General features: G+C 59.9%; 17 protein-coding genes and 4 tRNA genes. 15 read left to right on the forward strand and 6 right to left on the reverse strand.

All coding sequences use genetic code 11. The features are described 5' to 3' along the window. Nucleotides 1-992: 992 nt before the first annotated feature. Nucleotides 993-1,562, forward strand: coding sequence for a hypothetical protein (locus QF039_RS06645; RefSeq protein ID WP_087694344.1), 570 nt, complete (start codon nucleotides 993-995; stop codon nucleotides 1,560-1,562). On the opposite strand, the gene QF039_RS06650 is transcribed toward QF039_RS06645, so the two are convergent. Both QF039_RS06650 and QF039_RS06655 read right to left on the reverse strand, forming a co-directional pair. Further along, nucleotides 1,563-1,772, reverse strand: a complete 210-nt coding sequence (locus QF039_RS06650; protein WP_017478782.1) for a hypothetical protein — start codon at nucleotides 1,770-1,772, stop codon at nucleotides 1,563-1,565. A gap of 321 nt (nucleotides 1,773-2,093) precedes the next feature. Beyond that, complete coding sequence (locus tag QF039_RS06655) at nucleotides 2,094-3,290, reverse strand: amino acid aminotransferase (protein ID WP_003214471.1); 1,197 nt, start codon at nucleotides 3,288-3,290, stop codon at nucleotides 2,094-2,096. Between the two features lie 343 nt (nucleotides 3,291-3,633). On the opposite strand from QF039_RS06655, the gene uvrB reads away from it, so the two are divergent. Further along, entirely contained in the window at nucleotides 3,634-5,649 is a 2,016-nt protein-coding gene (uvrB, locus tag QF039_RS06660; protein ID WP_003214470.1) for an excinuclease ABC subunit UvrB, read from the forward strand. 220 nt (nucleotides 5,650-5,869) lie between these two features. Here uvrB and QF039_RS06665 read toward each other — a convergent pair whose 3' ends face one another. Further along, entirely contained in the window at nucleotides 5,870-7,420 is a 1,551-nt protein-coding gene (locus QF039_RS06665) for an MDR family MFS transporter (protein ID WP_008438772.1), read from the reverse strand. Then, on the reverse strand, nucleotides 7,410-8,456 hold the full coding sequence (locus QF039_RS06670; protein WP_307517192.1) for an HlyD family secretion protein: 1,047 nt from the start codon (nucleotides 8,454-8,456) through the stop codon (nucleotides 7,410-7,412). Before QF039_RS06670 ends, QF039_RS06665 begins: the two co-directional genes overlap by 11 nt. A 196-nt stretch (nucleotides 8,457-8,652) precedes the next feature. On the opposite strand from QF039_RS06670, the gene gltX reads away from it, so the two are divergent. The 9 genes from gltX to QF039_RS06715 all read left to right on the forward strand — a co-directional run bounded on the left by gltX (nucleotide 8,653) and on the right by QF039_RS06715 (nucleotide 13,886). After that, entirely contained in the window at nucleotides 8,653-10,134 is a 1,482-nt protein-coding gene (gene gltX, locus QF039_RS06675) for a glutamate--tRNA ligase (RefSeq protein WP_102368519.1), read from the forward strand. Nucleotides 10,135-10,281: 147 nt separating this feature from the next. Further along, nucleotides 10,282-10,357, forward strand: a tRNA-Ala gene (locus QF039_RS06680). 79 nt (nucleotides 10,358-10,436) lie between these two features. Next, nucleotides 10,437-10,512, forward strand: a tRNA-Glu gene (locus tag QF039_RS06685). A 50-nt stretch (nucleotides 10,513-10,562) separates the two neighbouring features. Next, nucleotides 10,563-10,638: transfer RNA gene (locus QF039_RS06690), tRNA-Ala, on the forward strand. Between the two features lie 80 nt (nucleotides 10,639-10,718). Continuing rightward, nucleotides 10,719-10,794 (forward strand) — tRNA-Glu (locus QF039_RS06695). A gap of 184 nt (nucleotides 10,795-10,978) precedes the next feature. After that, a complete protein-coding gene (locus QF039_RS06700; RefSeq protein ID WP_177020869.1) occupies nucleotides 10,979-11,518 on the forward strand; it encodes a TetR/AcrR family transcriptional regulator in 540 nt (179 codons plus the stop codon). A gap of 28 nt (nucleotides 11,519-11,546) precedes the next feature. Then, nucleotides 11,547-12,380: an alpha/beta hydrolase gene (locus QF039_RS06705; protein WP_177023163.1), complete on the forward strand. Its 834-nt coding sequence runs from the start codon at nucleotides 11,547-11,549 to the stop codon at nucleotides 12,378-12,380. Between the two features lie 50 nt (nucleotides 12,381-12,430). After that, a complete protein-coding gene (locus QF039_RS06710; RefSeq protein WP_177009373.1) occupies nucleotides 12,431-12,880 on the forward strand; it encodes a thioesterase family protein in 450 nt (149 codons plus the stop codon). A gap of 40 nt (nucleotides 12,881-12,920) precedes the next feature. Next, nucleotides 12,921-13,886, forward strand: coding sequence for a tRNA-dihydrouridine synthase (locus tag QF039_RS06715; RefSeq protein ID WP_003214454.1), 966 nt, complete (start codon nucleotides 12,921-12,923; stop codon nucleotides 13,884-13,886). A gap of 176 nt (nucleotides 13,887-14,062) precedes the next feature. Here the strand turns inward: QF039_RS06715 and QF039_RS06720 are convergent, their stop codons facing one another. After that, on the reverse strand, nucleotides 14,063-14,269 hold the full coding sequence (locus tag QF039_RS06720) for a hypothetical protein (protein WP_134326072.1): 207 nt from the start codon (nucleotides 14,267-14,269) through the stop codon (nucleotides 14,063-14,065). Between the two features lie 162 nt (nucleotides 14,270-14,431). On the opposite strand from QF039_RS06720, the gene QF039_RS06725 reads away from it, so the two are divergent. The 4 genes from QF039_RS06725 (at nucleotide 14,432) to QF039_RS06740 (ending at nucleotide 19,463) form a co-directional block, all read left to right on the forward strand. Then, nucleotides 14,432-15,751 carry an adhesin gene (locus QF039_RS06725; protein WP_307517193.1) on the forward strand — a complete coding sequence of 440 codons (1,320 nt, stop codon included), beginning with the start codon at nucleotides 14,432-14,434 and terminating at the stop codon, nucleotides 15,749-15,751. Between the two features lie 78 nt (nucleotides 15,752-15,829). After that, nucleotides 15,830-16,783 (forward strand): hypothetical protein, encoded by a 954-nt coding sequence (locus QF039_RS06730; protein ID WP_218180468.1) that lies wholly within the window; start codon nucleotides 15,830-15,832, stop codon nucleotides 16,781-16,783. Between the two features lie 221 nt (nucleotides 16,784-17,004). Next, nucleotides 17,005-18,969 carry a hypothetical protein gene (locus tag QF039_RS06735; protein WP_307517194.1) on the forward strand — a complete coding sequence of 655 codons (1,965 nt, stop codon included), beginning with the start codon at nucleotides 17,005-17,007 and terminating at the stop codon, nucleotides 18,967-18,969. Nucleotides 18,970-19,136: 167 nt separating this feature from the next. Beyond that, the gene (locus tag QF039_RS06740; protein WP_307517195.1) at nucleotides 19,137-19,463 is read left to right on the forward strand and encodes a hypothetical protein; all 327 of its coding nucleotides are present in this window, start codon (nucleotides 19,137-19,139) and stop codon (nucleotides 19,461-19,463) included. A 75-nt stretch (nucleotides 19,464-19,538) separates the two neighbouring features. On the opposite strand, the gene QF039_RS06745 is transcribed toward QF039_RS06740, so the two are convergent. Then, nucleotides 19,539-22,844 carry a bifunctional diguanylate cyclase/phosphodiesterase gene (locus QF039_RS06745; RefSeq protein WP_178912922.1) on the reverse strand — a complete coding sequence of 1,102 codons (3,306 nt, stop codon included), beginning with the start codon at nucleotides 22,842-22,844 and terminating at the stop codon, nucleotides 19,539-19,541. Nucleotides 22,845-22,875 lie beyond the last annotated feature (31 nt).

Below are 22,875 nucleotides of genomic sequence, written 5' to 3' on the forward strand. Positions count from 1 at the left end.
GACGGCTCCCACATTTGGTCTTGGTTAGCCGCCAAGCTGCAGGGTGCCCATGGCCGATTTGGCGATCAGAGCGGCTGTACCCAGTTGCATCAGTCACACAGGTCCTCTGTGGGAGCTGTCGAGCTTTAGCGAGGCTGCGATGACGTCGGCACAGTCGACATTGATGGTGTCTGACCCACCGCTATCGCGGCCTCGCTAAAGCTCGACGGCTCCCACATTTGGTCTTGGTTAGCCGCCGAACTGCTGGGTGCCCATGGCCGATTTGGCGATCAGGGCGCCGGTACCCAGTTGCATCAGTCACACAGGCCCCCTGTGGGAGCTGTCGAGCTTTAGCGAGGCTGCGATGACGTCGGCACAGTCGACATTGATGGTGCCTGACCCACCGCAATCGCGGCCTCGCTGAAGCTCGACGGCTCCCACATTTGGTCTTTGTCAGCCGCCAAATTGCAGGGGGGCCATGGCCAATTTGGCGATCAGGGCGCCGGTACCCAGTTGCATCAGTCACACAGGTCCCGTGTGGGAGCTGTCGAGCTTCAGCGAGGCTGCGATGGCGTCGGCAGAGTCGACATTGATGGTGCCTGACCCACCGCTATCGCGGCCTCGCTAAAGCTCGACGGTTCCCACATTTGGTTTTGGTCAGATGCCAATTGCAGGGTGCCCATGGCCGATTTGGCGATCAGGGCGCCGGTACCCAGTTGCATCAGTCACACAGGCCCCCTGTGGGAGCTGTCGAGCTTCAGCGAGGCTGCGAAGGCGTCGGCACAGTCGACATTTATGGTGCCTGACCCACCGCTATAGCGGCCTCGCTATAGCTCGACGGCTCCCACATTTGGTCTTGGTCAGCCGCCGAACTGCAGGGGGGCTGCTTGCACCAGACAAAAGGCCAAACCGATTGCTGGAGGAGCGTTCAAGAGGTGGGGTGAGGTTGATGTGTTCTCGACTACGCTGATGGCTAGTGGCCTTAGGCCGTTTGCCAGTAGGGAAGGGAAACCATGCTTAAGCCTCCAGGCTCGAAAATCGTTGAGTCGCCGACAAAGGACCGTTTTTTTCAACGCCTCATATTCTGGGTGCCGCTGGCGTTCACATCGGTCCTGGTGTTTGGAGGGTTGAGTGAAGGTTTTCTCAATCTGAGGTGGGCCAATGCCTTGGTGGGTGGGCTCGCAGAAGCGCTGCCGTCGATAGAGAAATGGGCGCAACGCTCGTACTTCCCGCCGGTGACCAAACTGATCTTTTCACTGGCTTGGCTGTTCAGCGTTTTCTATGGGGTGCTGATTGCGCGCTGGGGGCCTTATCGAAGGGCCTTCCTGCGTTCACTGGTCAATCGACGGCGCCATATGGCGGTCTTGCCGGTGGCGACCATGATTGGCGTCGGAATGTCCTGTTTAACTGTGGCTTTCCCGGAAGAGCCCGATTGCACCCGCAAATGCCTTTATGAGTCCCCGCTGATTCAGGTGCTCTATTCGTCAGCAGGGTCGGCTTTTTTGGGTTACGGCCTGGCGATGTTGTACTGGTGGCTGCGTCACTTCTCCAGGATTCACTTCGACAGGCCCGCGGGCAACTAGTTAGCCGCCGAACTGGAAGGTGCCCATGGCCAGCTTGGCCATCAGGGCGCCGGCGCCCAGTTGCACCAGCCATAAGGCCAAACCACCGAGGAATACGCCGAGCGCGACTTGCAGCACCAGGCTTTTCTGGCGCTTGGCGGGGGGTGGGCGCGGGGTGAAGTGGTCCAGTTCGTCGCGGTCGGCACGCAGGTCCAGGTCGTCGTTTCTCATAGGATACTCAAGGGGAAGGGACTGTCTTGCTGTCAGTCTAGGGGCAGCGGACTGAAAGCAGCGAATTTTTAGGGGGGATGCACTCATCTATTGAAGCAATCTGCTCACCCTGTGGCGAGGGAGCTTGCTCCCGCTGGGGCGCGAAGCGGCCCCCATTCAGGCACCGCATTCATTCAGAAAGTTCACGGTGGCAGGTTTTTGGGGCCGCTGCGCAGCCCAACGGGGGACAAGCCCCCTCGCCACAGGTTCGGTGTTCACAAAAGAATGTTGCAGTAAAAAGGGGAAGCCACCGGCTTCCCCTTTTTTTGCATCACAACAGGCTTACAGCACCTGAACGATGGCCTTGGTCACTGCATCAATGTTTTTCTGGTTCAACGCCGCCACACAGATACGGCCGGTATCCAGCGCGTAGATACCAAACTCGCTACGCAGGCGTGTCACTTGTTCAACGCTCAGGCCGGAGTAGGAGAACATCCCACGCTGGCGACCGACGAAGCTGAAGTCGTGGCCCGGAGCAGCCTTGGCCAGGTCAGCCACCATCTGCTCGCGCATGCCGCGAATGCGCAGGCGCATTTCCGCCAGTTCCGCTTCCCACTGGGCACGCAGCTCAGGGTTGTTCAGCACCGCCGCCACAATCGCCGCGCCGTGGGTCGGCGGGTTGGAGTAGTTGGTGCGGATCACACGCTTGACCTGGGACAGGATGCGCGCGCTTTCTTCCTTGGAGTCGGTGACGATGGACAGGGCGCCCACGCGCTCGCCGTACAGCGAGAACGACTTGGAGAACGAGCTGGACACAAAGAAAGTCAGGCCCGACTCGGCGAACAGGCGCACCGCAGCGGCGTCTTCGTCGATGCCGTCGCCAAAGCCCTGGTAGGCCATGTCGAGGAACGGCACGAGGTTTTTCGCCTTGACCACGTCCAGCACTTGTTGCCAGTCGGCCGGGCTCAGGTCGACGCCGGTCGGGTTGTGGCAGCAGGCGTGCAGCACGACGATGGACTGTGGCGGCAGGGCGTTGAGGTCTTCCAGCAGGCCGGCGCGGTTTACGTCGTGGGTGGCGGCGTCGTAGTAACGATAGGTTTGGACCGGGAAGCCGGCTTTTTCGAACAGCGCCTGGTGGTTTTCCCAGCTCGGGTCGCTGATGGCGACGACGGCGTTGGGCAGCAGTTGCTTGAGGAAGTCAGCGCCGATTTTCAGGGCGCCGGTGCCGCCGACCGCTTGGGCGGTGATGACGCGGCCGGAGCTGATCAGCGGCGATTGCGCGCCGAACAGCAGCTTTTGCACGGCCTGGTCGTAGGCGACAATACCGTCGATCGGCAAGTAGCCACGGGCGGCGTGTTGCGCCACGCGAATGGCTTCCGCTTCGGCAACGGCACGCAAGAGTGGAATCTTCCCCTCCTCGTTGCAGTAAACGCCCACGCCAAGGTTCACCTTGGTGGTTCGGGTATCGGCGTTGAATGCTTCGTTGAGGCCCAGGATTGGATCGCGTGGTGCCATTTCGACAGCGGAGAACAGGCTCATTTTTGCGGCAGCTCTATAGAGAGTGGAGGGACGTGTCGCGCTCCAGCCGAATGCACTAGAGCGGTGCACAAACGGGGAGCTAGTATAGAGGCCATCACTGCTCACGGCGACAGCCGAAACGGCTTTTCGGCCAAGTTTTTCGGTTTATTTACCGACCGTTAGTCTTATTGCAACATGGGTGACCAACGGCATGTAGGACGATTGCCTTGAAACCCGTCACATTCGCCTCCACTTCTACAGCTATCATGGTTTTTTCCTGCAACCTGCGCCGAACAGTCGCGGGTCGCGGTCTTTTTCGTCCCCGTTGCTTTTTCCGGCCTCGGGGTGACTCAAGAGGTACGTTATGTCGGATTTCCAGCTAGTCACCCGCTTCGAGCCCGCCGGCGATCAACCGGAAGCCATCCGCCTGATGGTCGAAGGCATTGAGGCCGGCCTCGCGCACCAGACCTTGCTCGGGGTGACCGGCTCCGGCAAGACTTTCAGCATCGCCAACGTGATCGCCCAGGTGAACCGCCCGACCCTGGTGCTGGCGCCGAACAAGACCCTGGCCGCGCAGTTGTATGGCGAGTTCAAGGCGTTCTTCCCGAACAACGCGGTGGAGTACTTCGTTTCCTACTACGACTACTACCAGCCGGAAGCCTACGTGCCGTCGTCCGACACCTTTATCGAGAAAGACGCCTCGATCAACGACCACATCGAGCAGATGCGGCTCTCGGCGACCAAGGCGCTGCTGGAACGTAAAGACGCGATCATCGTCACCACGGTGTCGTGCATCTACGGCCTGGGCAGCCCGGAAACCTATTTGAAGATGGTGCTGCACGTCGACCGCGGCGACAAACTCGACCAGCGCGAACTGTTGCGTCGCCTGACGAGCCTGCAATACACCCGCAACGACATAGACTTCGCCCGGGCGAGCTTCCGCGTGCGCGGCGATGTGATCGACATCTACCCGGCGGAATCCGACCTGGAAGCGATCCGTATCGAGCTGTTCGACGATGAAGTCGAGAGCCTGTCGGCCTTCGACCCGTTGACCGGCGAGGTGATCCGCAAGCTGCCGCGCTTCACCTTCTACCCGAAAAGCCACTACGTGACCCCGCGCGAAACCCTGATGGGCGCCATCGAGGGCATCAAGGCTGAGCTGGTGGAGCGCCTGGAATACCTGCGTTCCAACAACAAGCTGGTGGAAGCCCAGCGCCTGGAACAGCGCACCCGCTTCGACCTGGAGATGATCCTAGAACTGGGCTACTGCAACGGCATCGAAAACTACTCGCGCTACCTCTCGGGCCGCGAGTCCGGGCAGGCGCCACCTACCTTGTTCGATTACCTGCCGGACGATGCCTTGCTGGTGATCGACGAGTCCCACGTCAGCGTGCCGCAGGTGGGCGCGATGTACAAAGGTGACCGTTCCCGTAAAGAGACCCTGGTGGAATACGGCTTCCGCCTGCCATCGGCGCTGGATAACCGGCCGATGCGTTTTGACGAGTTCGAAGGCATCAGCCCGCAGACGATTTTTGTCTCGGCCACGCCGGGTAACTACGAGGCCGAACATGCCGGGCGGGTAGTTGAGCAACTGGTGCGCCCGACCGGCCTGGTGGACCCGCAAATCGAAATCCGCCCGGCGCTGACCCAGGTGGATGACTTGCTCTCGGAGATCACCAAGCGCGTGGCCCTGGAGGAGCGGGTGCTGGTCACCACGCTGACCAAGCGCATGTCCGAAGACTTGACCGATTACCTGGCCGACCACGGCGTGCGCGTGCGCTATTTGCACTCGGACATCGACACCGTGGAGCGCGTGGAAATCATCCGCGACCTGCGCCTGGGGGCGTTCGATGTGCTGGTGGGGATCAACCTGCTGCGTGAAGGCCTGGATATGCCGGAAGTGTCCCTGGTGGCGATTCTGGATGCGGACAAGGAAGGCTTCCTGCGGTCTGAGCGGTCGTTGATCCAGACCATTGGCCGGGCGGCGCGCAACCTGAATGGCCGGGCGATTCTGTATGCGGACCGGATTACCGGTTCCATGGAACGGGCGATTGGCGAGACCGAGCGTCGTCGCGACAAGCAGATTGCCTACAACCTGGAACATGGCATCACGCCGAAGGGCGTGTTCAAGGATGTGGCCGACATCATGGAAGGCGCGACCGTGCCGGGTTCGCGCAGCAAGAAGCGCAAGGGCATGGCCAAGGCTGCGGAGGAGAATGCCAAGTACGAAGCGGAATTGCGTTCGCCGAGCGAGATCACCAAGCGTATTCGCCAGCTGGAAGAGAAGATGTACCAGTTGGCGCGGGATCTGGAGTTTGAAGCGGCGGCGCAGATGCGCGATGAGATCGGCAAGTTGCGGGAGCGGTTACTGGCGGTCTGATGATCGTTCCCACGCTCTGCGTGGGAAAGCAGCCCGGGACGCTCTGCATCCCAAGAGCGGACGCGGAGCGTCCAGTGAGGCATTCCCACGCAGAGCGTGGGAACGATCTTCAAGCTCTTTGTGGCGAGGGAGCTTGCTCCCGCTGGAGTGCGGAGCGCTCCCAGAATTTTGGGGCCGCTTCGCAGCCCAGCGGGAGCAAGCTCCCTCGCCACAGGTTATTTCAGTGGGCTTCCCCAGCCTTAAGCCCCGCCGGCAACGCCTTGGTCAACAAGATCGCCACCATACTGATCCCCAACGCCAACCCTACAAAATGGAACGCATCGTTATAGGCCATGATCTGCGCCTGCTGATGCGCTATCTCACTCAACTTGCCCAACGCCGCCGTCTCACTCCCAAACGTCTCCGTCAGCCTGGCCATGCGCTCCGCCACCTGTGGATTGGTCGGCACAATCGCCTCACGCAGGTAATCAAAGTAGGTCTTGGTGCGTGCATCCAGCAGCGTCGCCAGCAACGCAATCCCGATCGCCCCGCCCAGGTTTCGCAGGATATTGAACAGGCTCGACGCCGACCCCGCGTCCTTCTGCATGATGTATGCCGTGGCAATCAACGAAATTGTCACCATGATCAACGGCTGCCCCAACGCACGGATGATCTGGATGCGGTTGAACTGGTCGCCGGCAAAGTCCGGGTTCAGCACCCCCGATGAAAAACTCGCCAACCCGAACAGCCCGAACCCCAGGGTGCACAGCCATTTGGGCGACACGTACTTCATCAGCTTGGGCACCAGCGGAATCAAAAACAGCTGCGGAACCCCCATCCACATGATCACTTCGCCGATTTGCAGGGCGTTGTAGTTCTGGATCTGCGCCAGGTACAGCGGCAGCAGATAAATCGAGCCATACAACCCCACGCCCATCCCCAGGCTCGAAATACTCGATAGCCCGAAATTACGATTGCCGAGGATGCGCAGGTTGATCAGCGGGTTGGGCTTGGACATCTGCACGATCACAAATGTGATCAGGCTCAACAGGGCGACGGTGCCCAGGCTGACAATCAGGCTGGATTCCAGCCAGTCCTTGCGATGGCCTTCTTCCAGAAACACCTGCAAACACCCAAGGCCCACGGCCATGGTGACGATGCCAAGATAGTCGGTGCTTTTGAGCAGGTCCCAGTTCGAGTCCTTTTTCTCCAGGCCGTACAGCAGCCCGGCGATCATGATCAGGCCCGGTGGGATGTTGATGTAGAAGATGTATTCCCAACCCCAGTTTTCCGTGAGCCAGCCGCCAATGGTCGGGCCGATGGACGGGGCGAAGGTGGCGGTCATGGCGAACATGGCCATGCCTTTGGCGCGGTGATGTTCGGGCAGCTTGATCAGCGTGAGGGTGAACGCCAGGGGGATCAGCGCGCCGCCGGTAAAACCCTGCAGCGCGCGGAATACGATCATGCTTTCCAGGCTCCAGGCCATGGAGCACATCAGCGAGGCGATCAGGAACCCGCCCGAGACCCACACCGCCAGCCGACGCGCCGACAGCAGCTGCACCAGCCAGGCGGTGAGGGGGATCATGATGATTTCGGCCACAAGGTAGGAGGTGGAAATCCACGAACCTTCTTCCAGGGTGGCCGACAGCGCGCCCTGGATGTCCTTGAGGGACGAGTTGGTGATCTGGATGTCGAGCACTGCCATGAAGGCGCCGAGCATTACGCTCATGACTGCTATCCAGTCGCGCCGGCTCGGTTCGCCTACCGGCGGCAGCAGTTGATCACCGGCCATCTTGCGGGTCTTGGATGTTCACTTTGACCGTCACCGACATGCCCGGGCGGATTTTGCCCTGCAGCGGGTTGTCGGTGGCGAAGGTCAGTTTGACCGGAATCCGTTGTACGACTTTGGTGAAGTTACCCGTGGCATTGTCCGGTGGCAGCAGGCTGAATTGCGCGCCGGAGGCGCCGAACAGGTTGGCGACGCGGCCTTCGATTGGAGTATCGCTGTAGGCGTCGAATGTCAGCTCGGCTTTTTGCCCAGGCTGCATTTGGCCGATCTGGGTTTCCTTGAAGTTGGCCTGCACCCAGATGTCCTGGTCCGGGACGATCGACAGCAGGTAGGCGCCGGCCTGTACGTATTGACCGTTGCGCGCGGCACGCTGGCCGATCAGGCCGCTGATGGGCGCGTGGATTTCGCTGCGGGTCAGGTTCAGTTCGGCCTGGGCCAGGTCGGTCCTGGCGTTGGCGATCATCGCGTCGAGGCGCTTGATCTCGGCGTTCAGGGCGTTGACCTGCTGGCGCTGGCCCTGCAGGTCGGCCTGGGCCATGGTCACCTGGGAGCGGGCGATGTGGTTGTCGGCGTCGAGGGTGGTGACCCGTTCTTCGGAGACATAGCCGGGTTTGCGCAGGGTTTGTGCGCGGTTCAGGTCGATCTGCGAGCGGCCGAGGGTGGCCTGGCTGGACGAGACCTTGGCTGCACCGGCGGCGATCAGGCTGGCTTGCTGGGTCAGTTTGCTCTGGGCCTGCACACGCTCGGCTTCGCGCATGGCCAGGGCGGCGTTGGCGCGGTCGACGGCGAGGTGGAAGTCGTCGCCTTCGAGCTTGACCAGCAGTTGGCCTTTTTCCACGTGCTCGTTGTCGCCCACCAGCACCTCGACGATGCGCGCACCCAGTTGGCTGGAGACCCGGGTGATCTCGCCCTGGACGTAGGCGTTGTCGGTGCTTTCATAAAAACGGCCCTTGAAGAACCACTGGGCGAAAAAGCCCGCGGCGATCAGGACCACGATAAACAGGAAGATAAACAGGCGGCGTTTGAGCGGGGCAGGCATGGCGATGATGTCGTCGACAAAAGGTAATGGAATATAGCCAGCGAACGGTCTGGCAAATAGCCATGTCGAGACTTGAGACCGGAGCTTGTCTCATATGCCCTTTGTTCGCCTCCCCACGCTGGAGCCCAAGGGCTTGGGGCTGTTACCATTCGCCCCTTGTTTCATTTTCAGTTTTATCGCCAATTCGAGACCCGCCATGACCACCGTCCGCACGCGCATCGCGCCATCGCCTACTGGGGATCCCCACGTAGGTACTGCTTACATCGCCTTGTTCAACTACTGCTTTGCCAAGCAGCATGGCGGTGAATTCATCCTGCGGATCGAAGACACCGATCAACTGCGCTCCACGCGCGAGTCGGAACAGCAGATTTTCGATGCCCTGCGCTGGTTGGGCATTACCTGGGCTGAAGGCCCGGACGTCGGCGGCCCCCACGGCCCGTATCGCCAGAGCGAGCGCAGCGACATCTACAAGCAGTACACCCAGCAACTGGTCGACATGGGCCACGCCTTCCCGTGCTTCTGCACCGCCGAAGAGCTGGACCAGATGCGTGCCGAGCAACAGGCCCGTGGCGAAACCCCGCGTTATGACGGCCGCGCACTGCTGCTGTCGAAGGAAGAAGTGGCCCGGCGCCTGGCTGCCGGCGAGCCGCACGTTATCCGCATGAAGGTGCCGAGCGAAGGCGTGTGCGTGGTGCCGGACATGCTGCGCGGTGACGTCGAGATCCCGTGGGACCGCATGGACATGCAAGTGCTGATGAAGACCGACGGCCTGCCGACGTACTTCCTGGCCAACGTGGTGGACGACCACCTGATGGGCATCACCCACGTACTGCGTGGCGAAGAGTGGCTGCCATCGGCGCCGAAACTGATCCTGTTGTACGAGTACTTCGGCTGGGAACAACCGCAGCTGTGCTACATGCCGCTGCTGCGTAACCCGGACAAGAGCAAGCTGTCCAAGCGCAAGAACCCGACCTCGGTGACTTTCTACGAGCGCATGGGCTTCATGCCCGAAGCGATGCTCAACTACCTGGGCCGCATGGGCTGGTCGATGCCGGACGAGCGCGAGAAGTTCTCGTTGCAGGAAATGGTCGATCACTTCGACCTGTCTCGTGTGTCCCTGGGTGGGCCGATCTTCGACATCGAAAAACTCTCGTGGCTCAACGGCCAGTGGCTGCGTGACCTGCCGGTGGAAGAGTTCGCCAGCCGCGTGCAGCAGTGGGCGTTGAACCCCGAGTACATGATGAAGATCGCGCCGCTGGTGCAGGGCAGGGTGGAGACCTTCAGCCAGGTCGCACCGTTGGCGAGTTTCTTCTTTGCCGGTGGCGTGAACCCGGACGTGAAGCTGTTTGAGTCGAAGAAACTCTCGGGTGACCAGGTTCGCCAGTTGATGCAGTTGATCCTGTGGAAGCTCGAAAGCCTGCGCCAGTGGGAGAAGGATGCGATTACCGCGACTATCCAGGCGGTGGTTGAATCCCTGGAACTGAAATTGCGCGATGCGATGCCGCTGATGTTTGCCGCGATCACCGGGCAGGCGAGTTCGGTGTCGGTGCTCGATGCGATGGAAATTCTGGGCCCGGACCTGACTCGCTTCCGTCTGCGCCAAGCCCTTGATTTGCTTGGTGGTGTGTCGAAGAAAGAAAACAAGGAATGGGAAAAGCTGCTGGGCGCTATCGCTTAAGCACGCCGTTGTAACGGCCAAACCCCGGTTTTCCGGGGTTTGCTCGGTAAGTGATTGTTATCTCGGCAAAAAATTTTGAAAATTGTTGAAAATAAATTTGACACGTTTCGAATACGCCATTAAGATTCGCCCCGTCCTCACCGACGAGGGGCTATAGCTCAGCTGGGAGAGCGCTTGCATGGCATGCAAGAGGTCAACGGTTCGATCCCGTTTAGCTCCACCAATTTACAGGTTCAAGGTCTGGCCACACCGTCCTTGAATTCGATCAGACTCAGCCTGATCACGTTGTATAGAAGGTTTGTGTCCCCTTCGTCTAGTGGCCTAGGACACCGCCCTTTCACGGCGGTAACAGGGGTTCGAGTCCCCTAGGGGACGCCAGTTTCAACAAGCAGTTCGAAAGGTCTGCTGCGCCGCGAGGCGAAAAATCCGGGGCTATAGCTCAGCTGGGAGAGCGCTTGCATGGCATGCAAGAGGTCAACGGTTCGATCCCGTTTAGCTCCACCAATTTACAGGTTCAAGGTCTGGCCACACCGTCCTTGAATTCGATCAGTTCTCAGCGCTGATCAGTTGTACAGAAGGTTTGTGTCCCCTTCGTCTAGTGGCCTAGGACACCGCCCTTTCACGGCGGTAACAGGGGTTCGAGTCCCCTAGGGGACGCCACGATTACCCGCTCTGCGGGATTTTTAAGGGTCATTCAATTATTGAATGGCCCTTTTGTTTGTCTGGCGTTTGGCCAACCCTCCTTCCTTTTTCCCTGAATGTTCTTCTGACCAATGGTCATGCCTGTGGCTTGCGAAATATTATTATGGTAATAATATTCGAAGCATGAGATTCGGAGGCAACGATGAACGATAAAAAAGCGCAAACCCGTGAACGCATTCTGCAAGCTGCCGGCGCCGCCCTGGTACAACGCGGCCCGGCCGAGCCGAGTGTGGGCGAAGTGATGGGCGCGGCGGGGCTCACCGTCGGTGGTTTTTACGCGCATTTTGAAAGCAAGGACGCACTGATGCTGGAGGCCTTCACCGAGTTGCTGGCCCGGCGTCGCGCGTCCATCGATGACATGGACTCGACCTTGACCGGTGAAGAGCGCCGCGCCCTGGTGGCAGCGTTCTACCTGTCGCGCAAGCACCGTGACTCTACCGCCCAGGCGTGCCCGATCCCGGCCACCGTGGGCGAGATGAGCCGACTGCCGGACGAATTTCGCCAGGCCTTGAACGAACACTGCGAGCTGATGGCCGCACAGTTGGCCGCCAGCCCGGAAGACACCGACAAGGCCCTGGCCGACATGGCGCTGATGATCGGCGGCTTGTCGCTGGCCCGCGCCCTGGGCCCGGGTGAGTTGTCGGACCGTGTGTTGCGTGCGGCCAAGTCCGCAGTGCGTTAAAAACGGCTTCTGGCCTGAGGAATGAGCGATGGGCACGTTGAAATGGATTCGTGGCGTCAATGGCACCTTGGGCCGGCTGGCGCCGCAAACGGTGGCCAGCAAGATGCGTCGGGTGTTCATGACGCCTCGCGATTTGCCGCCACGTGACTGGGAGCTGCCGCTGCTGGCGCAGTCCGAGCGCATCACTTTGCGTTTCGGCCTGTCGGCGCTGAAGTGGGGCCAGGGCCCTGCGGTGCTGTTGATGCACGGCTGGGAAGGGCGCCCGACGCAATTCGCCAGCCTGATCAGCGCATTGGTGGACGCGGGTTATTCGGTGGTTGCGCTGGACGGCCCGGCCCACGGGCGTTCGCCGGGGCGCGAAGCCCATGTGCTGCTGTTTGCCCGTGCCATGCTGGAAGCGGCTGCCGAACTGCCACCGCTGCATGCGGTTGTCGGTCACTCCATGGGTGGGGCCAGCGCGATGTTGGCGGTGCAGTTGGGCTTGCGCACCAAGGCGTTGGTCAGCATCGCCGCACCCTCGCGGTTTCTCGACGTGCTGCGCGGCTTTGCCGGCATGGTCGGTTTGCCGGCGCGAGCGCGTTCGGCGTTTATCCAGGAGGTCGAGCTGACGATGGGCATGCCTCTCAAGCACCTCGATGTCGCCCACTATCAAATGAATATCCCGGGCCTGATCGTGCATGCCGAAGACGATACCTTCGTCTCGGTCAAGGCTTGCCAGGTCATCCATGACGCCTGGTTCGACAGCCGCCTGCTGCGCCTGGAGCAGGGCGGGCACCAGAAAGTGCTGGCGGATCCGCGTGTGATCGAAGGCGTGCTGGCGCTGCTGGCCGGCCGCCACGTGTCGGAGCGCCAAACCGCCTGAGCCATGGGTTACACTGCTCGCCGCCGACATTAATCGACCGGGAGCACCCCATGGGCTGGGATTTGGCAACGCCGTTTATCATTGATCTGCAGGTCGGTGCCGAAGACATCGACGGTCTGGGGCACGCCAACAACGCCGTTTACGTGTCCTGGCTCGAACGCTGCGCCTGGCGCCATTCCCAGCGCCTGGGGCTGGACCTTAGCGAGTACCGCAGGCTGGATCGCGCGATGGCCGTGGTGCGTCATGAGATCGATTACCTCGCCGCCGGTTACGAGGGCGATGAACTGCAGTTGGCGACCTGGATCGTCGACTGGGACCAGCGCCTGAAAATGACACGACGCTTCCAGCTGGTACGCCCGCGTGATGGCGCTACCTTGCTGCGAGCGCAAACCACCTTTGTCTGCATCGAACTGTCCAGCGGCAAGCCCAAGCGCATGCCGTCGGAATTTCTTGAGGGTTATGGCCCTGCGCTGCAAGGCGAATTACCTGCCAGCGTCTGAAACCAGTAAACTGCGCCACGTTTTTCGTTGAGTGTTTTCCATGCAAATTGCTTTGGCGCCCATGGAGGGGTTGGTCGACAACATCCTGCGGGACGTGCTGACCCGGGTCGGTGGTATTGATTGGTGCGTGACCGAGTTCATCCGGGTCAACGACCGCCTGCTGACGCCTGCCTATTTCCACAAACTCGCCCCTGAGTTGCTGCACGGTGCCAAGACCGCTGCCGGCGTGCCGCTGCGTGTGCAGTTACTCGGTTCAGACCCGGTGTGTTTGGCGGAAAACGCCGCCCTGGCGTGTGAGCTGGGCTCTCAGGTGGTTGACCTCAACTTCGGTTGCCCGGCCAAGACCGTGAACAAGTCCCGTGGCGGTGCGGTGCTGCTCAAGGAGCCGGAGCTGCTTAACCAGATCGTCGAACACGTACGGCGTGCGGTGCCGGCACATATTCCCGTCACGGCCAAGATGCGCCTGGGCTTCGACAGCCCCGACGGTGCCCTGGTGTGCGCCACGGCCCTGGCCGAAGGCGGCGCAGCGCATATCGTGGTGCATGCCCGCACCAAGGCTGACGGCTACAAACCTCCGGCGCACTGGGAGTGGATCCCGCGTGTGCAAGAGGTGGTCAAGGTGCCAGTGTTCGCCAACGGTGATATCTGGAGCGTTGAAGACTGGCGGCGGTGTCGCGAAATCAGTGGTGTCGAAGACATCATGCTCGGTCGCGGCCTGGTGGCCCGTCCCGACCTGGCCCGGCAGATTGCTGCCGCGCGGGCCGGGGAAGAGGTGGTCGAGATGACTTGGGCGCAGATGCAACCCATGCTCCAGGAATTCTGGCGGCAATCCGTTGAGCAATTGACCGAGCGCCAGGCGCCGGGACGCTTGAAGCAATGGCTGGCGATGCTGACCCGCAACTATCCCGAAGCAGTTGAACTATTTACGCTGATGCGGCGGGAAACCGACCTGGAGCAGGTAGGACGATTGTTAGGGGTGCCTGATTCGGTTGCGCTGCAAAATTGAGTACATATATATAAGCGTTTCAATCCAGTAGGAAAGGGTGCCGTGGGCGCCCTTTTTTTTGCTTGAAATAAGGCCGCGGATCGTTAACAGCGAGTGTTTGTGGGCACGTGGCTAGAGCTTTTTGGTTGCTTTATATATGTGAGCAAGTTTCTTGTTTGCTACAGAGTCTTGCGGTGTCAGCGGCGCATATTTTTAAGTTTTGTTAGTTGGAGTATGAGGGGCGCGCGCAATAACACAGATATGAATGACTGGCGTGGGTGAGTGATTTCATCAATTTGCCTTAACGGCTGACTGTTGCCTGATATATCCATTTTGCCCACGGCGACCACCGGGTAAGCATGATGTTTTACGGAAAGTCCATAGGATAAAGTCTCTATTTTCATTTGATTTCCTTATGTGAAGGCCGATTTTCGGAACCCGATGCTCGCAACACCCACGAAAGTAGGGAGTGTGCAGCACTCGGGTTTGTTTCCAGTCCAGAACCTGGACGGTCTGTTTGCAGACCGCTGAAGGAGTTTTGGCAATCACTGAATAAGGATTTGTTTATGTCTAATTTGTCGGTCAATAATTTCCCTCGCTTGACTAATGACTTCAATCAGCAGAATGCAGACCTGCCAAAGTCTGTCGACAAGAGCGCCGGCGAAATCCGGGCGAATACGCCCGGCACAGTATTGAAAAACAATCCCGCCGTGGTGACGGATGGAACCGTCACCTTCAACAAGGATGCACTCGAGAAGTTGTTCGAGTTGTTTGAATATGCATTCAAGGCCATACGGAACATGCTGTCCGGACAGGGCGGGATGCCCAAGTTGGTACCCGATGCTGGCCCGCTGCCTAAACCCGAGAAGAGTAGCGATACTCCGGTGAAGGATAAGGCGGACAGTAAATCGAATGTGCCGGACACTGCGGCCAAGGACAAGGCGGGGACTGATTCGCAAGTGCCGAACACTGTAGCCAAGGACAAAGCCGAGACCAACTTGCCGGTATTGAACACTGCACTCAAGGACAAGTCCGGTACCAACCCTGAGGTGTCGGTACAGAAAGACAAGCCAGCAAACAATCCAGCGGTCCCGAGTTCCCAGGTTAAGGTAACGCCTAAACCCCTGCCAGAGCCCCGCAGGCCAGACCCCGCATCGGGCAAGGACGTGCAGCCGAACAGCCGGAGCAGTTCCGACGTGAACGTCACGGTCCAAGTGATGAACTGCCATTGCCCTCACCCGGATGCAACGAAGCCGGTCCCGCCTAAGCCCGATGCACCGGTCCCGCCGAAGCCAGACGTGCCAGTTCCGCCGAAGCCCGATGCACCGGTCCCGCCGAAGCCGGACGTGCCGGTCCCGCCTAAGCCCGATGCACCGGTCCCGCCGAAGGCCGACGTGCCGGTTCCGCCGAAGCCCGATGCACCGGTCCCGCCGAAGCCGGACGTGCCGGTCCCGCCTAAGCCCGATGCACCGGTTCCGCCGAAGGCAGACGTGCCAGTTCCGCCGAAGCCCGATGCACAGGTCCCGCCGAAGCCCGATGCACAGGTCCCGCCGAAGCCCGATGCACCGGTTCCGCCGAAGCCCGATGCGCCGGTTCCGCCGAAGCCCGATGCGCCGGTTCCGCCGAAGCCCGATGCACCGGTTCCGCCGAAGCCGGACGTGCCAGTCCCACCGAAGCCCGATGCACCGGTCCCGCCGAAGCCAGACGCTCCGGTCCCACCGAAGCCGGATGCGCCTAAACCAGATGCTCCGAAGCCGGATAAGCCGGAGCCGGACATCACTTCGCCAGGGCCGTCTGAGGATTTCTTTGAGTTCGAAACCAGCGGCAGGCGTCGAGCGTTCGACAACGACTGGCGGTTTAATCCCGGCCGCCGGATAAGCAGGTAAGTCGGCCACTTCCTCAGTTTTTTTCAACAAGGCGCTCCCGATAAAAAACGTCGGGGGCCCTTGATGAAGGATGGTTATATGTCTTGTTCAGAAATCAATAATGCGGGCGCGGTCAGAAACTATTATCAACATTCGCAAACCGGCAACACACCAGGACGATCGGTTCCCGTGCAGCCGGTATTCGTTAATAACCAGGTCCTCTCATCGTTCGGTAATAACGATCAAAGTACCGTTGGGAACACAGCCAGCGACACCCCGCTGTTAGCAAAGCTCCTCGAACTGTTCACCCAGTTTTTTACACAGTTGCAAGGCCTGCTGGCGGGCAAGGAACTGGCGAATACAGTGGCGACCAAGGTAACGCCTGCACCCCCGCCGGCAGTGCTGCCCAAGCCGGATGCACCCCTGCCGGATCCAGCACAGCAGCCGCTCCCTGATCTGTCCGATAAGCGCAACGGCGCCAAGCCGGCAAATATATGGAACGGTTTTCGCCAGGGCCCTGACGGTAATTGCGTGACCATTTCGGCGATCAAGGCGGCGATGGCGAAGTTCGGTCAAAGCCCGACCGATATCTTCAAGTCTGTTCAAGCCAAGGGTGATGGCTATCACATTGTCATGCGTGACGGGTACGCGCTGGATTTGAGCAAGGATGAATTGGCCCAAGCCAGGCGTGGCTCGAAGTTTGTCCCGATGCGCGATCCCGGCATGCTCAAGGATGCGCACTTTCTATTTGCCGTCAGCGCCAAGCGAGCGATGCTGGAAAACAATGACGGGACTGCAGGCAGGAGCTTTCAATCCGCGATTAACAGCCTCAACGACGGTGAGGACGAAACGGGGCCCGGGGAAGGCTTCAAGCGTCTGGGCTTGCGCCAGCATATGAAAGAAGTTCCGGTCAGTGCGTTTGCTGATAAATCATTGATCGGTATGGTCAACAGGAGCAGGCACTCTGTAGCAGTGGTTGATGGGTGTGAGGAGATGTATGGGACTAAAGCGGGAAGACCGCGGTTTGGACGGGCTATTGCATTGGTTGGCTAACGGGCCGTCCATAAAACAATAAGAAGATGATCGTTGCTGCGCAACACGTTAAATCTATAACTAGATCTTGTTGAACTTATTATCTGACTGAGTGCAGTTTATCGCGTGCAGAAAATACTGTATGCCGTGTTCATGCACTTTCTTTTTATGCCTGAACGCAACGTGCAGGTGGCAGCGTTTACCACGGGCTATTGTGTGTTCGCCCTTTAAAGGAGTGCTCCATGATTACGATGAATACGGGTTATGCAATGAGTACGGCGGTCCATCATCCTGCGCGTGTATACGGGGGTGAAAATAAATCCGTCGACAGTGTAAGTACTTTGAATTCTACCGAGCGACAGTTCGGTGAGCATTTTGATACGAGCAGCCATTCTGCTGTTATCCAGATGATGATATCGACCTTCGGTCCTGCGCGCGCTGATCTATTTGATGAAGTAAAGCGCGTTGGCTCGGGGTATGACGTTACGCTGAAAGACGGTTATAAGTTGCATGTTTCCGATCATGAAGTGCATGGCACTGCCTCAGCGTCGAGATTTGTCGGTGGTGATGCCAATACAGTGGAAAACGCGAATTTCGCATTGGCTGTCTTCGTCAAGCGCAAACAATTGTCCAGTTCCGACAGCCGTATCAGCAGCAGCTTTAACGCGGCCTTGACCACGTCCTTACAGGGTGAGACTGCATCGAACCTGCTCAAGGGCATGGGCATGGGCCGTTTTATGCAGCAGATCCCTTCGGAGCAACTCGTCGGCAGGAACTCCGTCGGCGTCATGGAGGCGCATAACTTCGGTGCCGCGTTGATTCGGGATGGGGTGGCGCATCGGTTTGACCGTCAATATCGCCCCGACCGTCCCTACGTCTACGTGCTGGACAAGGAGGGGCAAACGGCTAAGCCGGTCAAGCGAGATGTGCCGGTTGCTCCGGTCGATGTTCCCCACGTCGATACGCCGTCCACCCGGCGTGGCCGCAAGCCCGTTGACATTCTCAGCGGATTTAACGCGGCCGAGCGAGGATTCGGTGAGGTTGTTGATGGCAGCAGCCATGCCTGCGTCATAAAAATGATGATGATGAGGTTTGGTCCAGACGCCACGGATATGTTCGAGAAAGTCACCCCGGCGGGAGACGGTTATGACATCACGATGAAGGACGGTTTCGAACTGCATTTTTCCCGGCAAGAGTTGCAGCAAGCGACCACGGCCTCGCGTTTCGCTGGGAACAACCCCGACGCGGTGAAGCAGGCCAACTTCATGCTGGCGGCGTACACGAAGCGCAAGCAGATGACCCGCGGTGACCAGGACCCTGGGGCATCGTTTCAAAAGGTTTTATCGAACACGCTCAAAGGCGATACGGAATACCGCGTGTTGAAGGGCTTGGGCATGACTGGCTTCTTGCGCATCGTGCCACCCGCCAAGATGCAGGAGCAGGGCGCGGTGGGGGTGGTCAGTACTTTTGGCTATTCGAGTGCCTTGGTACTGGATGGCCTGCAGCACAGCAATGGTGACAAGCCATCTATCGTCAAATCTTATGGCTACATGCTCGCCGAGGAGGTACCGGACGGAGTGCCCGTTGGTTCAAGCTCGCGGCCCCCGCCTATTTCCAATGTACCGGTCGGGGTCAAGCCTGGGGATATCTGGAGTGGATTCTATCAAGGTGTCGAGGGGAACTGTGTCACGGTATCGGCGATCAAGGCGGCGATGATGAAGTATGGGCAAAGTCCCCGGGGCATCTATAAAAACATCACCGAGACCCGCGACGGTTACACCGTGACGATGCGCGATTCCAGCAAGGTCAGCTTGACCCATGCAGAACTGAAAACAGCCCGGGAACACTCGAATTTCAAAGGCACCGACGCCGGCCTGCTCAAGGATGCGAATTTCCTGTACGCCGTCAGCGCCAAGCGGGCGCAAATGGAGAACCACGAGTTTCGTGCCGGCGAGAGCTTTGAAGCGGCGATGAGCACGCTCAATGATGGCGAGACCCCCGGTGATGCACTGCGGCGTCTGGGTTTGTTCGCCTTTACCCGAAGCAGCAGCGTCCAGGCGCTGGCAGATGGTGCAACCGGCACGTTGGCGAACTTCATGCATTCTGTTGTCGTCGTTGATGGGGCTTTTGATGATTACGGGTATAAACACCCACTGAAATCATCAAGCTGGATGGATGAAGAGGGCACCGCGCTAACGCTGGTTTAGGTTTAAAGGTGCAGAGTTTGAGAAACACAGGCCACGAGATCTCGTGGTCTTTATTCTGCGCGCAGAAAAGACAAGTCCGATGGTAGCCGGCTGCATATGCCTTGCAATCTGTGTCCGCATACGTAGTTGGCCTCAGCTACTCTCATCGACTCTGGAACCTCCTGGTCATGGATGAAATTCAACAGCATTGGCTGTATGCCCTGTCTGCTCCCATGGTGTCCATCAACCCTGGCGCCGGTTATCTCGAGCCGGCTTTCTATGCGGGTCCTTCCCCTATTGATCTCGACGGCAGCTGGGGAATCAATGATCGCGACCAGTTGTTCGGCATGTTGTCCCTGGCGGACAACGGCCATGCACGTCACCTCAACGAGGCCTACCATCAATGGGTGACGGTAAGGGAGACGGCCAAACAACGGCAACCATCCGTTGCACCGCAGGCATACGCGTCGCGCCGCCCAGCAGCGCCGGGGAGTGCTTTGCATCCTGCATGGTAGGTGTGTCCGAAAATGGAAAGCACCTGAACCTACAGGCTCAAAAAGCAGCTGCCCATCAGGAAAATCCGGTGCAACTTATTCCGATGAAGTGGCCTGGGGCATTCGCTTCAGTACCTGCCTGAACCCTTCCACCGGCAAGGGCCGACTGTGCAGATACCCCTGATACAAATGACACCCAAGCCCCTGCAAAAACGCCAGTTGCTCAGGGGTTTCCACACCTTCGGCAATGACGTCCAGGTTCAAGCTGCGCGCCATGGCCACAATGGCACGGATGATCTCCGCATCGTTGGGGTCATGGGTGGCGTCGCGCACAAACGACTGGTCGATCTTCAGCGCATCCACCGGCAGGCGCTTGAGGTAGGTCAGCGACGAATAGCCGGTGCCGAAATCATCCATCGCAAAACTCACGCCGAGCTTTTTCAGGCGGCGCATTTTGCTGATGGTGTCGTCCAGATTCTGGATCACGATGCCTTCGGTGATTTCCAGCTTCAGCAAGGTATAAGGCAGGTGGTGGTTGCGCAGGCTGCGTTCTACCCGTTCGACAAAATCATTCTGGCGAAACTGCCGCGGGCTGATGTTGACGCACAGGCTGAAGTTCAGCGGGTCTACCAGGCCCTCGGCAATCAACTGCGCGAAGGTGCTGCAGGCTTCGTCGAGGATCCAGGTGCCCACTTCAAGGATCAGGCCGCTGTCTTCCAGGACCTTGATGAATTCCGTCGGGGACTGTGCGCCCAACTGCGGATGTTGCCAGCGCACCAGGGCCTCGGCGCCGACGATGGTGTTGCCGCGCGCATCCACCTGGGGTTGGTAATGCACGCTGAACTCGCCGCGGGCCAGGGCCAGGCGCAGGTCGGTTTCCATGCGCAGCCGCTCGCTGGCGGTTTTCTGCATGCTGTTGTGGAACATCTGGATGGTGTTGCGCCCTGAATCCTTGGCCCGGTACAGGGCGATGTCGGCGCGCTTGAGCAAATCTGCCGGGGTTGAGCCGTGATCGGGGATCAGCGCCACACCGATGCTCGGGGTGACTTGCAGGCGGTGGCCATCCAGGAACATCGGTTCGGATAACAGTTCGCGCAGGGTATCGGCCAGCTCCTGGACTTGAGTGCTGACTTGCGGGCGCGTGCCTTCCAGGCCGCTGAGCAGCACCACAAACTCATCGCCGCCCAGGCGTGCCACGGTGTCTTCCATGCGCACACTGGCTTCAAGGCGTGCAGTGACGATCTTCAGCACCGTGTCGCCGACCGGGTGGCCGAGGGAATCGTTGATGTGCTTGAAGTGGTCCAGGTCAAGAAACAGCAGGGCGCCCCGCAGGTTGTGGCGCTTGAGCAGGGCGATCTGCTGGCTCAGGCGGTCCATCAGCAGGGCGCGGTTGGGCAGGTTGGTCAGCGGGTCGTGATAGGCCAGGTGGCGAATCTGCGCCTGGGCGTTTTTCAGCAGGCTGACGTCCCGGGCGGTCAGCAACAGGCAGGGGGTTTCATTGAGGGTGATGGGCTCCACCGACACTTCAACTGCCAGCACTTCGCCGCGCTTGTTGTGCCAGAGCATTTCCAGGTGATGAATGCGGCCCTTGATCTGCAGCTCGGCCAATAACGCCGCGCGCTGGTTTTCATCGGCCCAGATGCCGATCTGGTACAGCGTCAGGCCGATCGCTTCTTCGGCGCGGTAGCCGGTGAGGCGGCAGAAGCCGTCATTGACCTCCACGTAGCGCCCGGTATCGCGCTCGGTGATCGACACCGCATCGGGGCTGGAATGAAAGGCCTTGGCGAACTTCTCTTCGCTGGCCTTGAGCGCCGCTTCCGAGCGCTGTTGTTGGGTGATGTCCCGCAGGGTGGTGACGATGCAGGGTTGGTCGCTGACCTGGATCAGGCGGCTGGATATCACACAGTTCAGGGTCTGGCCGTTCTTGTGATGAACGGTGATTGCCACGTTGCTCAGGGATTGTTCGCGGATCACCTGCTCGATGCGCTGCAGGCGTTGGCTGGACTCCTCCCACAAGCCGATCTGCTCGGCGTTGTTGTTGAGCACCTCGGCGGCGGTCCAGCCGAAGGTCTGGGTGAAGGCCGGGTTGATCTCGATAAACTGGCCGGTCTCCAGGCGCGTCACGCAGATAGGGTCGGGGCTGGCGAGGAACAGGCTGGCGAATTTTTCTTCGGATGCGATCAGGCGCTGCTCACGTTCAACCTGGTCGGTGATGTCGAGCAGGGTCCCGGCCATTCGCAACGGTACGCCCGTGTCATCGCGATACAGGCGGGCGCGGCTTTCCAGGTAGCGCGAACTGCCGTCTTCCAGTTGCACGCGGTAGGTCAGTTGGTAGTTGCCCGCCGGGCCTTCGCGCAGGGTGCGGTAGGCGTTGCGCATGCTCTCGCGCTCTTCCTGGGGCATGCCTTCAAAGAAGGCCTCGAAGGATTCGTGGAACGGTTGGGGTTCCAGCCCGTGCAGTTGGGCGGCGCGGGCCGAGCCATAGAGCATGCCGCTGGGGATGTGCCAGTCCCAGGTGCCCAGTTGCGCCGAGTCCAGGGCCAGGTCCAGGCGTTCCTGGCTGTCCTTGAGGGCCTGCTCGGCGTTCTTGCGCTCGGTGGTGTCGAGGAAGGTGCTGATCAGGTAGTCCTCGCCGTCCAGCTCGACTTTCTGGGCGCTGAGGGTGCCATCGTGGACCTGCCCGTTGCTGGCGCGAAACTGCACTTCCATGGTGATGGGGGCGCCTTTGCGCTGGGTGGCCTTGACCAGATGCGCGCGTTGTTCCGGGTGTACCCAGAGGCCCAGCTCCAATGTGCTGCGGCCAATGGCATCGGCCAACGGCCAGCCGAACAGGCTCTCGAAATACTGGTTGGCTTCGCTGATCAGGCCGTCCGCCTGGCGGGTCAGCAGGACCATCAGCGGGCACAAATGGAACAGGGTGGCGAAGCGCTTTTCCGAATGGCTGAGGGCGTGTTCGCGCTCGCGCTGGTGGGTGATTTCGCGGATCACCCCGATCATTCGCCGACGCCCGGCCTTGTCCGGTAGCAGGCTGCCGTTGATTTCCAGCCAGTGCAGGCTGCCATCGGGCCATTGGATACGGTGGTGCATGGCCTGGACAGCGGGTTCGCCGGCCAGCACCGCATGAAAGGCCCGGACCACCTTGGCGCGGTCCTCGGGGGCCAGCAGGTCCAGGTACTCCAGGTCTTCAGGCAGCGGCTGGCGCGGGTCGAAGCCGAACAGGGCCTGAGTGCCTCGGGACCAGCTGATCCGGCCGGTATCGATTTCCCAGCTCCAGGCGCCCAGCCGGGCAGCGTTGAGCGCCGCCAGCAGTTGCGGCGCGCTGTCCCAGCTTTGCTCCGCCTCCTGTGGGTCCAGGGCGTAGATGCGGGGCAGGGGTGGCACGGTATCGACGGGGTTGCGCATTTTCAAAGGGCCTTGGCTCGATGGGCGTTCG

Source organism: Pseudomonas sp. W2I6, assembly GCF_030815935.1.
Lineage (GTDB): Bacteria > Pseudomonadota > Gammaproteobacteria > Pseudomonadales > Pseudomonadaceae > Aquipseudomonas.